The following is a 15,240-nucleotide window of genomic DNA, read 5'->3' on the forward strand; positions in this document are numbered from 1 at the left end:
GTCCCTCTTCTCTTTCCGTTCTCTTTCCGACCAGGGTCCGGTCTTCCCGCTGTCGGTCAGTTCTTGGGCGGCACCGCCGGCATGCCCAGGAACGGCAGCCGCAGCGCGCCGAACGCGTCCGCCGGGACCGCCGGGGACTTCGGCTCGACCGGCTGGAGACGTTCGTAGGCCGCGCCCTGCTGCGGCCGGAGGTCGGGCTCGCCCTTGTTGGGCCAGTACGACATCGCCCGCTCGGCCTGGGCGGTGATGGTGAGGGACGGGTTGACGCCCAGGTTGGCGGAGACCGCGGCGCCGTCGACCACCGAGATGCCGGAGTGGCCGTAGAGGCGGTGGTACGGGTCGATCACGCCGGTCTCGCGGGAGGCGCCGATGGGGCAGCCGCCCAGGAAGTGGGCGGTGAGCGGGGTGCCCATCAGTTCGCCGACGTTCGAGCCGGCGAAGCCGTTGATCTCGGCGGCCAGTGCCGAGGCGCTCTCCGTGGCGGCCTTGATCTGCTTGGGGTTGGGGGCGCCGTGGCCCTGGCGTGCGGTGAGCAGGCCGCGGCCGGCGCCCGACGGTTTCAGATACGTCGTCAGGGAGTTGTCCAGCGACTGCATCACCAGGCCGATGATGGTCCGCTCCGACCAGCGGCGGTTGGACAGGGAGCGCAGCACCAGCAAGGGGTGTTTCGCCGCGTGGGCGAGGAAGCCCAGGACCCGTGAGGTGCCCGAGGCGCCGCGGGCGTAGGGGACCTGGAGGATGGACAGGCCGCCCATCGAGTTGGAGCCCTTGCCGTAGCGGACCGGCTCGATGTGGGTGCTCTCGTCCGGGTGGATCGAGGACGTGATGGCCACGCCCCGGGTGAAGTCGGCCTTCCGCGCGCCATGGGCCTTGCGGTAGCGCCGGTCGTCGGTCTGGGCGCCGACCAGGGCCTCGGAGTTGGTGCGGGTCAGCTCACCCAGCTTGTCGGAGATGTACGGCAGTTGACCGCCCGCCTTCATGCGGTGCAGCAGGGTCTGGGTGCCGTAGGTGCCGGCGGCGATGACGACCTTGCGGGCCGTGTAGGTGCGGCCCTTCGCCTTGCGGCGGTCGTCGGTGGGGAGCGTGGCGACGGCGTACCCGCCGCGCGAGTCGTCGGTGACCGAGACGACCGTCGTCAGGGGGTGGACGACGGCGCCGGCCTTCTCGGCCAGGTGCAGATAGTTCTCGTTGAGGGTGTTCTTCGCGCCGTGGCGGCAGCCGGTCATGCACTCGCCGCACTCCGCGCAGGCCTTGCGGGCCGGGCCGGCGCCGCCGAAGTACGGGTCGGGCACCTCCTGGCCCGGCTTCGCCTTCGCCGTGCCGTCGGCGTCCTCGCCGTCGCCGAAGAAGACGCCGACCGGGGCGAGATGGAAGGAGTCGCCGCAGCCCATGCGCTCCGCGGCGGCCTTCAGATGGACGTCGGACGGAGTCATGGTCGGGTTGAGCCGCACGCCCAGCATGCGCCGGGCCTGGTCGTAGAACGGCTTCAGCTCGTCCTGCCAGTCCGTGATGTCCCGCCACTGCGGGTCCTCGAAGAACGGCTTCGGCGGGACGTAGAGGGTGTTGGCGTAGTTGAGGGAGCCGCCGCCGACGCCCGCGCCCGCCAGGACCATGACGTTGCCCAGCAGGTGGATGCGCTGGATGCCGTACATGCCGAGCTTGGGGGCCCAGAGGTAGTTCTTGAGGTCCCAGGAGTTCCTCGGGAGGGACTCCCGGGTGAAGCGGCGGCCTGCTTCCAGGACGCCGACCTTGTAGCCCTTTTCGGTGAGGCGCAGGGCGGTCACGGAGCCGCCGAAGCCGGAGCCTACGACGATGACGTCGTAGTCATGAACGTCCTGAGGCACGTGTTCTCCTCGTTGAGTTTCGCGTGCGGGCCGTCAGTGGTTGATCGCGCTCGGGCGGCGGAGCCGCACATTCGATACAGTCCCGCGCCCCTGAAAAGAAAGGCCGGCTACCGGAACCGGAATGCCTTCATGAGGCGGAGACTGCGACTCATGAACTGGGCGTACTTCTCGTCGTCCATGCCCAGGGAGGGGGCCATCGGGAGAACCCTCTGGTGGGCGACCGTCTGGGCCTCGGTGTACTTGAGGATGCCCTCGGAGCCGTGGCGGCGGCCCAGGCCGGAGTCCTTCATGCCGCCCATGGGCGACTGGACGCTGCCGTACGCGGGGGCGTAGCCCTCGTTGATGTTGACCGTGCCGGTCCGCAGCCGGGCGGCGACCTCCTGGCCGCGCCGGGCGTTCTTCGTCCAGACCGAGGAGTTCAGGCCGTACGCCGTGGCGTTGGCGCGCTCGATGACCTCGTCCTCGTCCTTGAAGCGGTAGATCGAGACGACCGGGCCGAAGGTCTCCTCGGCGCAGACGGACATCTCCGTCCCGACCCCGTCGAGGATCGTGGGCTCGAAGAAGTACGGGCCGATGTCCGGGCGGGCCGCCCCGCCGGCGAGGACCTTCGCGCCCTTGGACACCGCCTCTTCCACGTGCCGTGTGACGGTCTCGAGCTGGCGTTCGCCGACCAGGGAGCCCATGTCGGCGCCGTACGACAGCGACCTGCCGAGGCGCATCGTCCTCGTACGGGCGGCGAAGCGCTCCAGGAAGGCGTCCGCGATGGACTCGTGGACGTACAACCGCTCGATGGAGATGCAGAGCTGGCCGGCGGAGGAGAAGCAGGCGCGGACGGCACCGGCCGCCGCCTTCTCGATGTCGGCGTCCTCCAGCACCAGCATGGCGTTCTTGCCGCCGAGTTCGAGGGAGACGCCGACCAGCCGGGCGGCGGCGCCCTGGGCGACCTCGCGGCCGGTGCGGGTGGAGCCGGTGAAGGAGACGTAGTCGGCGTGCCGGACGACCTCGGGGCCGACGACCGGGCCGTCGCCGAGGACGACCTGGAAGACGTCGGCGGGCAGGCCGGCCTCGATGAGCAGGTCACGGGCCCACAGGGCGGTGAGGCAGGTCTCCGTGTCCGGCTTCATGACGACCGCGTTGCCCGCGACGAAGGCGGGGATCGCGTCGCCGACCGACAGCTCCAGGGGGTAGTTCCAGGGGGCGATCTGGCCGATCACACCGCGCGGGTGGCGCAGTTCGGTGACCTTGGTGAGGGTCGGCATGGCACCGGCGTGCCGCTTGGGCCGGAGGTAGGCGGGGGCCTTGCGGCCGTAGTGCCGGGCGGCGACCGCGACGGCCTGGACCTCCTCGTGGGCGTGCAGGCGGGCCTTGCCGGTCTCCAACTGGATCAGGTCGAGCACCTCGGCCTGGCGCTCCAGCACCAGGTCGTGGAAGCGGAGCAGGACGGCGGCGCGCTGCCGTACGGGCGTCTGTTCCCACACGGCCTGGGCGGTGCGGGCCAGTTCGAAGGCGTTCGCCACGTCCTCGGGCGTCGACTCGGGGAGGTCGGCCAGCTTCTCCCCGGTGAACGGCGTGTGGTTGGCGGTGCGACCCGAGCCGACCACGCCCTTGGTGAGCTGGGCGACCAGCTCTGGGGTGACCACGTCGGCGGCGGTGCGGGCGCCCTCCGGGGCGGGGGCGAGGGGGTTCGTGCCGGTCTGTGCCGTGCCGGTCTTCTCCGGGGCGTGCGCGTCCGTCATGAGCCGCAGGGTATGCCCCTGCGAAGGCTTTGGGTACCCGTCGGTAATACGGCTTCACCGACTGCACACACGACGCCAGTGGCTGCTGGCAACAAACACCCTGATCAGGGCGTTGTGCGGTGACAGTCGGTGTAATTCAGCCTTTTACGATCCCGCGCCGACCCCGAGCCGGTCCCGGGCGCCCTGGAACACCGAGGTGCCTTCCTCCTCCTCCGGCGTGCCCCTGGGCATGTCGACGCGCAGTTCGTACATGCGGTCGTCGCCGGTGCGGATCAGTACACGCATGACCCGCCTGGGCCCCTCGTCCGCGTGGTAGGCGGTGTCGGCGAGGGCGGCCTCGTGGCCCTGGACGCCGGTGCGGGTGCAGCGCGTGTCCCCCCGGACGACGGGTGCCTTCCGGGCCTGGTCCATCGGGGAGTCCGGGGCCCGGTCCCACAGGAGGAGGCGGACCTGGACCGTGCCGCCCCGTTCGTCGCCGTAGAGCACGGTGCGGGGCTGGTCGGTCGCGCTGCCGGTCCGGCCGAGTTCGCGGTAGTGGCGCGGGAGATGGAGTACGGCCGCCAGGTCCGGTTCGTGGTGCGGGGTCCAGGTGTCCGTCGCGTCGGCGGTCTGCTCGGCGCTCTCCGCGGTGCTGCTGCCGTCGAGGTGGGTCGCGGCGCCTATGCCGCCGGCGAGCAGTGCGCTGAGGAGGGCGAGGGGGGCGGGGCGGAGGAGGCTGTGCCGTTTCGGCGACTCCGGTGGTGCGGTGGTCGCGTCCGGGTGCGTTCCCGGGCCGGGGCCGGGGTCGTCCGCCGGCTCCGGTAGGTCTGCGGCCTCCTGGTCCCCGGCGGGTATCTCGGCGACGTCCCCGGCGGGCATCTCCGCGACGTCCCCGGCGGGTGTCTCCGCGACGGGCGCGAGGGGCAGTGGTCCCGCCACCGCCTCCAGCTCCTTCGCGACCTCCTCGGCGGCCGGCCGCTCTTCGGGGTCCGGCAGCAGCAAGCGGCTGATCAGCGGCCCGAGCGGCCCGGCCTGCCGCGGTTCGGTCGGCTCGGCGGCGCGGACCGCGGCGAGTGTGGCCTCCGGCGTGGCCCGGCGGAAGGGCGACGAGCCCTCCACGGCGGCGTACAGCAGGACGCCCAGGGACCACAGGTCGGATGCGGGCCCGGCGGTACGGCCGGACAGCCGCTCGGGGGCGACGAACTCCCCGCCGGCCCTGAGGGATTCCCCGCCCCCCGCATGGTCGATGCCGAAGTCGGTGAGGACGACCCGCCGGTCGGCGCCGAGCAGCACGTTGGCGGGCTTGACGTCCCGGTGCACGATGCCCACGGAGTGCGCGGCGCGCAGGGCACCGAGGGCGTGGAGGCCGATCCGGGCGGCCTCGCGCGCCTCGACCGGGCCGCGTCGCAGTTTCTCGTGCAGGGACTCGCCCGTCACCAACTCCATGACGATCCAGGGGAGTCCGTCGAGGGTTTCGGCCGCGTCGAGCTCGTCGGGGCCGATGGGGCCCGATCGCGCCTCGGGCCGCTCCGCCTCGACGACCACGTCGTGGATGGTGACGGCGGCGGGATGGTCGACGCGAGCGGCGGCCCGGGCCTCACGGTGGAGCCGGTGGGCCGCCCGCCGGTGGCTCTCGTCCTCCGGGCTGCCCGGCAACCGGGGCTGCCTGACGGCGACTTCACGCTGCACGAGCTCGTCGCGGGCCCGCCAGACGATGCCCGTCCCGCCGGAGCCGATGCGCTCGATCAGCCGGTAGCGTCCACCGATCAGCCGGCCCTGAGCGCCCGTCCCGCCCCCGTCGTTGCTCATGCCCCATCAGTACCGTGCGGGGCGGGCGGTTGTCGACGCGGGGCCTTTCCGGGGGTGTTGGAGGCGCGGATTTCAGGTCCCGTCGATGTCCAGGTTCGCGATCGCCGTGCTCGCCACCTCACGTCCGCGGTCGGTGAAGTCGCCCTTGCCCGGGTAGCTGACGGTGAGCTTGTACATGTCGCCGCCGGGAGTCTTGTAGTAGAGCATCCGCAGCTCACGGGGGCGGGGGTTCTCGCTGTCGTCGGTGTCGTAGGAGACGGTGTTCTCGGCGGCCTTCTTGCCTCTGTACGTGGTCACCTTGGGGTTCGTCTTCGGGTTCTCCGGCATGTCCAGGTCGTAGCTGCCGCTCTCCTTGAACCCGCTGTCGTCGTCGTACATCTCGGCGGCCGCGGAACCCGCGATGTTGCTGGCGGTGTCCTCCGCCTTCTTGTCGAGGGTCAGGCCGATCCAGATGCTGCCGCTCCAGTCGGTGTACGTGACCCAGTGCCCCTGGTCCCTCTCCCGGTCGGGCACGGTCCGCCGGTACTCGTCGGGGACGGCCAGCGACGCGGCGAGGCTCTTCTCCTGCTTGGTCTGCCAGCCGTCGGGCAGCGGCCCGGCGAACGGGTCCGCGATGACCAGGTACGCCGTCACCGCCGCCGCCACGACCGCAGCGCCGAGTCCGATCCACGCCCTGCGGCCGAGCCGGATGCCCCGGCTGCCGGTGCCCTGGCCGGTGACCCGCACGACCTGGGTGGGCTGAGCGGCGGGCGGGTTCGCGGCCGCCTCCAGCCGGGCACGCACCTGTGCGGCGTTCGGGCGGCGGGCCGGGTCCTTGTGCAGCAGGCCCGTGATGACTTCGGCGAGCGGGCCCGGGGCGGAGGCGGGCGGCGCGGGCGTGGCGTTGAGGACGGACTGCAGCGTGGCGGGGGTGTTGCTGCGGCGGAACGGCGAGACGCCCTCCGTCGCCGCGTACAGCACCACGCCCAGGGACCACAGGTCGCTGGCCGGGCCCGGGCGCTGGCCCAGCACGCGCTCCGGCGCGATGTACTCGGGCGAGCCGACGAAGCCGCCGGTGTCGGTCAGGTTGGTCTCGCCCTCGATCTGGGCGATGCCGAAGTCCGTGAGGACGACCCGGTCGTACCGGCCGAGCAGCACGTTGTCCGGTTTCACATCGCGGTGCAGGATGCCCGCCGCGTGCGCGGCCTCCAGCGCGCCGAGCACCTCAAGGCCGATCCGGGCGGCCTCGCGCGCGGACAGGGTGCCCTCCTGGAGCGCGTCGCCCAGCGACCGGCCCCGCACCAGCTCCATCACGATCCACGGCTGGTCGTCCACGACCGCCACGTCGTGGACGTCGACCACGGCCGGATGGTCGAGCCGGGCAGCGGCACGCGCCTCACGACGCATGCGCTCGAAGGCATTGGCACGTTCGCGCTCGGGAAGATGATCCGGGACGCGTGGCTCCTTGACGGCCACCTCCCGGTCCACCGTCTCGTCCTTGGCCCGCCACACCGTGCCCATGCCACCGTGCCCGAGCTTGGCGATCAGCCGGTAACGCCCCGCGATGAGGCGCCCGGCACCGGGATCCTCGGCCGCTTCCGTCGCCGCCGGTGCCGCGGCCGCCGAGCGGGGCTGCACGACCTGGGTGGGCGTCGCGTACGGGTTGCCCGGTACCGCCGCCGGCGGCTTGGGCGGTTGCAGAACGAAACTTGTTGGCTCATCGGCCCCGGATCGGGATCCCCCGTTGCTGCTCATGAGGTCATCCATATCGCGCCAAGCGCTTACGTATCCACCCATGCCGCGAACCGGTCACAGAGCCGTGACCCTGACCGAGGGCTTATCTCCCGTTTGTGCCGGTAGGAGAGCTGACAGGGGTGGTCGTGGGTGCGCCGGCGCTCGGGGACGAGGGCCGGGTCGTGGGCGTCTCGGGAGCCGAACTCGTCGGTGTGGAGCCTCCTCCCGGCTCGCCGCTCTCGTCCATGAGCAGCGCCGCCGCGGACACTCCCGCTCCCGCCATCGCGGCGACCAGCAGCGCGGCCACGAGCACCCTCCGGGTGGGCTGCCGCATGAGCTGCTCGGCGAGCCGGCCCGGTGCGGGCATGCCCGACGGCCGCATGAACGGCCGCTGGTCGGCGGTGTCCTGCGGTGCTCCGAGCGGCCGGCCACGCGGTGTGTCCCGTACCGTCGGCACGTACCCGGGCGGCGGCGCCTCCGGCGTCCGGCCCGTGTCGCGAAAGGCCCGCAGCATCCGCTCCGCCCGGTCCGCGTCCAGGCGCCGGTCCGGATCGCGTTCGAGCAGGCCCTGTACGACGGGCAGGAGCGGCGCGGCCTGCGCGGGTGGCCGGATCTCGGCGGCGACGACCGCGTGCAGGATGCCGCCCAACGAGTCGCGGCGGAACGGCGACTCGCCGCTGAGGGCCGTGCACAGCAGCGCGCCCAGCGACCACAGGTCGGACTCGGGCCCGGTCCTGGCTCCCGACATCCGCTCGGGCGCGGTGTACTCGGGCGAGCCGACGAAGGAGTTGTTCTCGGTGAGGGTGGGGGCGCCCGCGACCTGGGCGATGCCGAAGTCGGTGAGGACGACCCGGTCGGTTCCGGCCTCCAGCAGGACGTTCGCGGGCTTGAGGTCGCGGTGCAGGACCCCGGCGGCGTGCGCCGCGCGCAGCGCGCCGAGCAGGTCGATGCCGATGCGAGCGGCCTCGGCGGCGTCGACCGGGCCCCGGGCGGAGATCCGGTCGGCGAGCGAGCCGCCCTCGATCAGCTCCATGACGATGTACGGGCGTTCGTCGTCCTCCACGACGTCATGGACCACGATGATGTGCGGATGGCTGAGCTGGGCGACCGCCCGGGCCTCGCGCAGCGTACGGTCCCGCTGCCGGCGCGCCTCCGCCGCGGAGAGCGTCTCGTCGTAGGGGAGCTCCTTGACGGCCACGCCCCGGCCGAGAAGCTGGTCGGTCGCCCGCCACACCACGCCCATGCCACCGCGCCCGAGTCTCTCCTCGAACCGGTAGCGGCCCGCGATGACACGCGTGTTGTGCCCCTCGGTCCCCATGCGGCAATCATGCCCCACCGGACGGATCGGCTCCGGGGCGGCGCTCGTGGGTGGCCGAAACAGACGTCCCGCGTCAGAAGGGCGCTGTGCCAGGAGGCCCCTGCGTCAGGAGGTCTTCTCCTGCCAGCCCTGGAGCAGCGAGGTGAACTGCTTGCGCGCCTTCGCCCAGTCCTGCGCGGGCGACGACATGTAGAGCGCGTACTCGGTGCCGTCGCGGGCGACGTACGTCTCCTCGATGGCGCGGCGCGGGCCGGGGAACGGGGTGTCCTTCGGCCGCGCGGTCCAGGTGTACTCCCACAGGGCGCCGCCCCGGTCACGGTAGACGTTGCGCTCCAGCGTGATCCGCTTGTAGGCGACCAGATCCTTGATCTGCTGCTCCAGGTCGAGCTGGTGCGCGTACGGGTCGGCGAAGTCCGGGGAGGTGTCGACGGCGATGCGCACGAAGTGCCGTCCGCCGTCCGGCGTGTAGTCGATCTGCTTGAGCTCGCCCTGCGGACCGAAGGGCTTGCGCTTCCACCCCTTGGGCAGGGAGAGGCTGAAACCCGCGGGGTCGTCGTGGCGGACCCAGCTGTCGGGAACTCCCCCGGGCTGCTGCGTGCTCGTGGGACCCGCCGAGGCGGAGGCGCCGCCCGGCGTCTGCCGGCCCTCGTTCCACTGCTGCAGCACCACGGCGGTGGTCCCGCCGATGATGGCCGCGAGCGCGACGACGAGGGCGAGCGTACGCAGCCGGCGGCGCCGGCCCGAACCGGTCTGCTGCGGCCCGGACCCCTGCTGACCCGTCGCCGTCGGACCGAACGTGGTGGGACCGGTCGTCGGATGGCCGGCGACGGGGGTCCCGGACGCCGGCGTCCCGGGAGCCGGGGCACCGTTGGCCGTGGTCCCGGCCAGGGGCGGAAGCGGCGTCCGGGTGTGCGACCCGGAGCCGGTGCCGGACATCCCCGGGCCGGTCGTGCCCGTGCCCGCCGTGCCCATGCCGCTGTGGACGTCCCGGTACGGCGTCCCCCCGTACTGCGTCGGGACGTATGCCTGTGCCCCGTTCGGCCGTCGCCCCTCCGCCGCCTCGGCGAGCATCCGCTCGGCCTCGGAGGCGTCGGGCCGGGTGGCCGGATCCTTGCGCAGCAGGGCGGTGATGACGGGCCCGAGCGGACCGGCGTGCTGAAGCTGGCCGGCCTCTTCCTCGACCACAGCCTGCATGGTGGTCAGCGGTGTGGTGCGGCGGAACGGCGACCGGCCTTCCACCGCCGTGTAGAGCGTCGCGGCGAGCGCCCACAGGTCGGAGGACGGGCCCGGGTCGTGGCCGCGCACCCGCTCGGGCGCCAGGTAGTCGACCGAGCCGACGACCTCTCCGGTCCGTGTGATGGTCGTGTCGCCCTCGATCTGGGCGATGCCGAAGTCGGTGAGCAGGACGCGTCCGTCACGGCCGAGGAGGACGTTGCCCGGCTTGACGTCGCGGTGCAGGACACCGGCGGTGTGCGCGGCGCGCAGGGCCCGCAGCACCCAGAGGCCGACGCGTGCCGCCTCGCGCGGCTCGACGCGCCCCTCCTCCTTGACCGCGTCGGCCAGCGAGCGGCCCTCGACCAGCTCCATCACGATCCACGGGCGGCCGTCGTGCTCCAGCACGTCGTGCACCGTGACGACCGCCGAGTGGTTGATCCGCGCGGCGGCCCGCGCCTCGGCCCGGGTGCGCGCCAGGAGGACCGCCTGCTCGCTCTCGGAGACGTAGAGGGCTGCCGTCAACTCCTTGATGGCGACGGACCGGTGCAGCACCTCGTCATGGGCGCGCCACACCCGGCCCATGCCGCCGCTGCCGATGGAGTCGGCGAGCCGGTAGCGGCCCGCGACGAGCTGGCCCTGCATCTGATTCACGTTGCCCCGCAATGGTCTTGACAGGGTCAGCGTAAGGACCCGCCCCTCCCCTGGGAACAAGCGGGGTACCACGGTGACCGCACTGTGACGGTTGTCGCCTGTCGGGACGCGAGGCAACCAGAGGTTGAACTACCGCGTACAGGCGGCGCGCCGGGCGCTCAGCCCGTCGCCTTGTAGGTCGCCGCCGCCTGCTCGTACAACCGCGTCACCTCGTCCCGCTCGGCCTCCGGCCCCCGCACCTGGACCACGTGGTACCGGCCGCCGACCAGCATCGCGAGGTTGCGCACATACAGCTCGTCCCCGCCGCCGGTCCAGGTGAACTGCCCCTCGGCCATGGTCCGCCCGCCCACCTCGATCGTCTTCAGCCCGGTGGAGGTGGCCCAGCTCGAGTCGCGGTACGGCTGCAACTCGCGCTCCCTCTCCCGCTGGTAGGCCATCGGATCACTGCCGAACTCCGCGGTGCTGTCCCGGCCCGGTACGACGATGAGCTCGAAGTCGCCCTTCGCGTAGACGACCTGGCCGCTGCCGTTGCGCGGGGTGTGACTCCAGCCCTTGGCGACGGCGACCTGGAACCCTGCCGGGTCCTTGCGCAGGGTGAAGCCGTCGGCGACATCGGGGCCCGCGGTCTGTGTCTCGGCGGAACCGGCCGACGTCGACGGGCTCTTCTCCGGCTCGGGCGACGTCTGGTCGGGCCGGGGCTCGCTGCTGGCGTCCGGCTCGGGCGCCTGGCTGACCTCACCGGCGGAACCGGTGCGGTCCGTGCCGTCCGTGCCTTCTGCGCCGTCGGTCTTCGACTTGGGCATGAAGAGCATGGCGTAGGCGATCGCGGCGGCCATCACGAGCAGGACCAGCAGGAGCAGGGTGCGGCCGAGGCGGTTCGGCGACCGGGACTCGCGCTTGGCCCGTTTGTGCCGCCCGTGGTGCGCGGGCAGCCCGGCCTTGCGCCTGCGTACGAGCTCGCCCCGGCGGCGTACGACGGGCAGCCGGCTCGCGTCGGCGGGCGGCGCCGCGACGACGTGCACCCCGGCCTCCGGCTCGGGTGCCGAACGTACGAGCGAGCGCAACCAGCCGCGCAGTTCCTCGAAGTCGAGGCGCTCGGTGGGGTCCTGACGCAGCAGCGACTCCACGACCGGCCGGAGCGGCCCGCACTCCTCGGCGTACGCGGGCGGTTCGGCGCACACCAGCTGCACCAGCTCGGCCGTCGACTCCTCCGGGTAGGGCGCATGCCCCTGTACGGCCCTGAAGAGCAGCGCGCCGAGCGCCCACAGGTCGGTCGCGGGACCGATCGGGGCGGCCAACTGCCAGTTCTCGTGCACGGGTCCGGCCTGCTCGGGCGCCCAGCGCTCCGTCACGGGACCCACCACGGCCATCCGCGCCTGCCGCGCCCGCTCGGCGGCCAGGGCCGTGGCCGGTCCGCGCCGGGGTGCGGGGGTGTCGGCGACCAGTTCGTCCCACCGGGCGGGCGAGCCCTGGGCGGTGGGGTCCGGGGCCGCCGGGAGAGCCGCCTGCTCCTGCCCCTGCGGCAGGGGCGCGCCGCCGGTTCCGCCCCGGGGCGTGGCGCCGTGCCACGCGGTCGTCCTGGGTGCGCCGCTCACGCCGTAGGGGTCGGCTATCCGCCCCGGCGGGCCCGCACCGGGTGCCGTGCCCTGCCCGGGGATGTACGTCGGCTGCGTCGAGCCGTTGCTGTGGGGCGCGGGCCCGCTGTCCGGGGCGGACCGGGCACCGGGCAGTGCGGCCCGCCCGCCCTCCTGCGCCTCCTGGACCCGTGCGGCGGCCCGGGCACCCGCCCGGTAGGCCGCGATCGCCCCGGCTCGCGCGGCCCGTGGGTCGCCGCTGTCGTCCACACTCCTGGGGGCCGGCACGGTCTGGCCTCCGCCCGCCGTGTCACCCCCGGCCGCGGGCAGTCCCCTGGCCTCCCGTGCCTCTATGGCGGCTCGCCGCGCGGCCTCGGGATCGGCCGCGCCACGGAGGCCGGCCGGGGCGCCGCCACCCGGGCCTCCGCCGCCGTTGACCGGCCCGCCGCCGCCCTCGTGGGCCGGCCCCTGCTCAAGTTCCTCGGCGGCCGGAACCGGGTCGTACCCGCACAACGCCTCTTCCGCCGCGCCCACCGCGAGACCGGTCAGCATCACCCGGCCGTCGTCGCAGACGAGCACCGTCCGCGCGGTGACGTTCCGGTGCACCCAGCCGTGGGCGTGCAGCACCCGCAGCGCCATGAGGACGTCGGAGGCGACCTCGGCCGCCCGATACGGCGTCAGCGGCTTCTCGGCGAGCAGCGCCGCCAGCGGGCGCGCGGCCACCAGCTCGCTGACGATCCACAGCGAACCGCCCTCGGCGAACACGTCGAAGACCTGGTCGAGCCGCGGATGGTCGGGAATGGCCGCGGCGGCCTGGGCGGCGTCGACGGCGCGCCGTACCACCGGGTCCGTGGGCCGCCGGGGGCCCGGACGCGCGCCGGGCCGCCGCGCACCACCGTCACGCGCGGTGAAGCCGTCGGGCAGGCCCTCCGCGTCGAGGACCTCGGCCTCGACCACCTCCGGCAACGGCACCTGCCTGACCAGGACTTCCTGTCCGCTGTAGGTGTCGAAGGCCCGGGTCTCGGTGAGTTCGTACTCGTCGGACGGCGGCAGCGGCAGGCGGTAGCGGTCGGCGAGTACCCGGCCCGCATAGTCGTCCACGTTGCCTCCCCCGTCAGCCCGGTCGGTCACATCCGTTCGCCCCACGGTCCGTTCCGGCTGCGCACGGACCGCAAATATTTACGATACGTGCCGCAGGCAACCCGCAATGTGGGGATGCCAGATCTGCCTCCCCAAAGCCGGGGACGCTCATGCTCAGGACTTGGGTTCGAAGGTCTTGGTCAGCGTCGCCCACGTGTCCTTGCGCGACTCACCGTCCCAGCCGGCCGCCTTCGCCGTGTACATCAGCGCGTAGCCCTGGGAGTCGTCGACGACGAACCCGCGGTCGATCGTCCGGTACTTGGTGCCGCTCTCCCTGTAGGTGAACTCCCAGTCGGCCGTGTTCCAGCCGCGGTAGTCCACCTTCTCTATTCGGATCTTCTTGTACTGCGCGCGCTGCATGTAGCGCTCCTGGCTCTTCCAGTCCGCCACCGGGTCGCCCTTGGGCGTGGACGTCCAGGCGATGAGCAGCTTCTGCCCGTCGGGCCCGGTGAACCGGTCGCCGGCGGAGCCCGTGGACTGGAACTTCCACCCCTTCGGCAGGCCGATCGAGTACCCCTGGTTCCCCTGGTGAGTCGACTCCGCCGCGGTGCCCTTTCCGGCGGACCCGCCCTCCCCGTCGCCGGCCGATCCGCTCGCCCCGCCGCTCGGTTCGGTCTTCGAGGCGGGCCCCGACGGCGCGGGCTCCGTCGCGGTGTTGTCGGTGCCCGTGCCGCCCTTCTCGTCACCCTTGGTGTCGGCACTGCCCGACGCGGTGGCGACGGTCTTGCCGCCGTTCTCGCCCGAGGCTCCCTTCGAGCCCTCGTCGTCCCCGCTGAACGCGATGGTGAGCACCGTGCCGATCACGGCGAGCACCACGACCACGGCGATGATCATCAGGGTCCGCCGCGACACCACGTCGGTGAGCGGCGCCCGGGGCACCTGCCGCGGCGGCAGGTCCGGCGGCGGCATGACGGGCCAGCCCGAACTCCGTCCCTCGGAGGTCGCCTTCGCGTCCTGCGCGCCCCGCTCGCCGGATCCGGAAGTCGCCGCCGAAGCCGCCGCCGAAGCCGCCGCCCCCGAGGCCTGCTTGGGACCCGGCTGCGACGCGGCCGCGGTCGCGCCCCCGGCGGCCGCCTCGTCCTTCGGTCCGGAAGCGGCCTTGGCGTCCTCGGACTTGGTGCGGGTCGCTGCCGCCGCCGCGGCCGGTCCGGCCGCGGCCTTGCGCACGGAGCGCAGCGCCCCGCGCAGCCGCTCCCCGGCCTCCTCGCCCCGCTTGCTCCCCGCACCCGCCGAGCCGCCCTTGCGCGACGCCTTGTCCGGCTGCGCCGGCAGCGGCACGACCTTCGTCGCGTCCATCGGCTCCGGCTCGGCCTTCTCCGGCGTGTGGATGACGGAGTTCAGCATCGCCCGGGCGCCCGCGTCGTCGAGCCGCTTGGCCGGGTCCTTGGTGAGCAGCCCGTGGATGACGTCCGTCAGCGGGCCCGCGTTCTTCGGCTCCTCCAGCGGCTCGGTCATCACCGCGGTGAGAGTCGCTATGGCCGACCCCTTGTCGTACGGCGGCGCTCCCTCCACCGACGCGTACAGCAGCCCGCCGAGCGACCACAGGTCGGCGGCCGGGCCCGGCTTGTGCCCGCGTGCCCGCTCCGGGGAGATGTAGGAGGGCGCGCCGACGAGCATGCCGGTCGAGGTGATGGACGGGTCGCCCTCGACCTGGGCGATACCGAAGTCGGTGAGCACGACCCGGCCGTCCTCGGAGATCAGCACGTTGGACGGCTTCACGTCGCGGTGCAGGATGCCCTCTCGGTGCGCGGACCGCAGCACGTCGAGGACGGCGAGCCCGACCTCCGCGGCCCGCTTCGGCTCGAGGAGGCCGTCCTCCCGGATGACCTCGGCGAGCGACTTGCCCTCGACGAGCTCCATCACGATCCAGGGCCGGTCGTCCTCCTGGACCACGTCGAACACGGTCACGGCGCTGTTGTTGCGGATCCGCGCGATCGCCTTGGCCTCGCGCAGCGTCCGCGTGATCAGCCGCCGCTTCTCCTCCTGGTCGATGTTCGTCGGGAACCGCAGCTCCTTGACGGCGACCGTCCGCCCCAGCGTCTCGTCCTGGGCGCGCCACACCGTGCCCATGCCGCCGCGGCCGAGCACCTCGCCCAGCCGGTAACGCCCGGCCAGGAGACGCTCCCTGTTGTCCTGACGAGTGTCCTGACGAGATGTGCCCGCCCGCTCCGCCTCCGACATGCGTCCCCTCATACAACCCGCCCTGACAGAGCTTCCATTGTCTCTCACCCGACAAGTGCCCCGTGCCCAGGGGGCCCCTG

At 73.0% G+C, this 15,240-nt stretch carries 8 protein-coding genes; all 8 read right to left on the reverse strand.

The genetic code is table 11. The features are described 5' to 3' along the window. Positions 1-56 precede the first annotated feature (56 nt). Positions 57-1,844, reverse strand: a complete 1,788-nt coding sequence (locus ACFTZL_RS26645; RefSeq protein ID WP_382587640.1) for a GMC family oxidoreductase N-terminal domain-containing protein — start codon at positions 1,842-1,844, stop codon at positions 57-59. Between the two features lie 107 nt (positions 1,845-1,951). Next, positions 1,952-3,580 (reverse strand): succinic semialdehyde dehydrogenase, encoded by a 1,629-nt coding sequence (locus ACFTZL_RS26650; RefSeq protein WP_382587642.1) that lies wholly within the window; start codon positions 3,578-3,580, stop codon positions 1,952-1,954. Positions 3,581-3,724: 144 nt separating this feature from the next. Further along, a complete protein-coding gene (locus ACFTZL_RS26655; protein WP_382587644.1) occupies positions 3,725-5,368 on the reverse strand; it encodes a protein kinase in 1,644 nt (547 codons plus the stop codon). 72 nt (positions 5,369-5,440) lie between these two features. After that, positions 5,441-7,102 carry a serine/threonine-protein kinase gene (locus ACFTZL_RS26660; RefSeq protein ID WP_382587646.1) on the reverse strand — a complete coding sequence of 554 codons (1,662 nt, stop codon included), beginning with the start codon at positions 7,100-7,102 and terminating at the stop codon, positions 5,441-5,443. A gap of 82 nt (positions 7,103-7,184) precedes the next feature. After that, positions 7,185-8,399 carry a protein kinase gene (locus ACFTZL_RS26665; RefSeq protein WP_382587648.1) on the reverse strand — a complete coding sequence of 405 codons (1,215 nt, stop codon included), beginning with the start codon at positions 8,397-8,399 and terminating at the stop codon, positions 7,185-7,187. A gap of 105 nt (positions 8,400-8,504) precedes the next feature. Next, on the reverse strand, positions 8,505-10,256 hold the full coding sequence (locus ACFTZL_RS26670) for a serine/threonine-protein kinase (protein WP_382587650.1): 1,752 nt from the start codon (positions 10,254-10,256) through the stop codon (positions 8,505-8,507). 167 nt (positions 10,257-10,423) lie between these two features. Then, complete coding sequence (locus ACFTZL_RS26675) at positions 10,424-12,940, reverse strand: protein kinase (RefSeq protein ID WP_382587652.1); 2,517 nt, start codon at positions 12,938-12,940, stop codon at positions 10,424-10,426. A gap of 153 nt (positions 12,941-13,093) precedes the next feature. Continuing rightward, on the reverse strand, positions 13,094-15,160 hold the full coding sequence (locus ACFTZL_RS26680) for a serine/threonine-protein kinase (protein ID WP_382587654.1): 2,067 nt from the start codon (positions 15,158-15,160) through the stop codon (positions 13,094-13,096). Positions 15,161-15,240 lie beyond the last annotated feature (80 nt).

It is taken from the genome of Streptomyces sp. NPDC056948, from assembly GCF_042674225.1.
GTDB lineage: Bacteria > Actinomycetota > Actinomycetes > Streptomycetales > Streptomycetaceae > Streptomyces > Streptomyces purpurascens.

Bases quoted from the DNA above. Each gene is read 5' to 3' on its own strand.
- ACFTZL_RS26650 (WP_382587642.1), bottom strand. From the start codon at position 3,580: ATGACGGACGCGCACGCCCCGGAGAAGACCGGCACGGCACAGACCGGC.
- ACFTZL_RS26670 (WP_382587650.1), bottom strand. From the start codon at position 10,256: ATGCAGGGCCAGCTCGTCGCGGGCCGCTACCGGCTCGCCGACTCCATC.
- ACFTZL_RS26665 (WP_382587648.1), bottom strand. From the start codon at position 8,399: ATGGGGACCGAGGGGCACAACACGCGTGTCATCGCGGGCCGCTACCGG.
- ACFTZL_RS26680 (WP_382587654.1), bottom strand. From the start codon at position 15,160: ATGTCGGAGGCGGAGCGGGCGGGCACATCTCGTCAGGACACTCGTCAG.
- ACFTZL_RS26660 (WP_382587646.1), bottom strand. From the start codon at position 7,102: ATGAGCAGCAACGGGGGATCCCGATCCGGGGCCGATGAGCCAACAAGT.
- ACFTZL_RS26655 (WP_382587644.1), bottom strand. From the start codon at position 5,368: ATGAGCAACGACGGGGGCGGGACGGGCGCTCAGGGCCGGCTGATCGGT.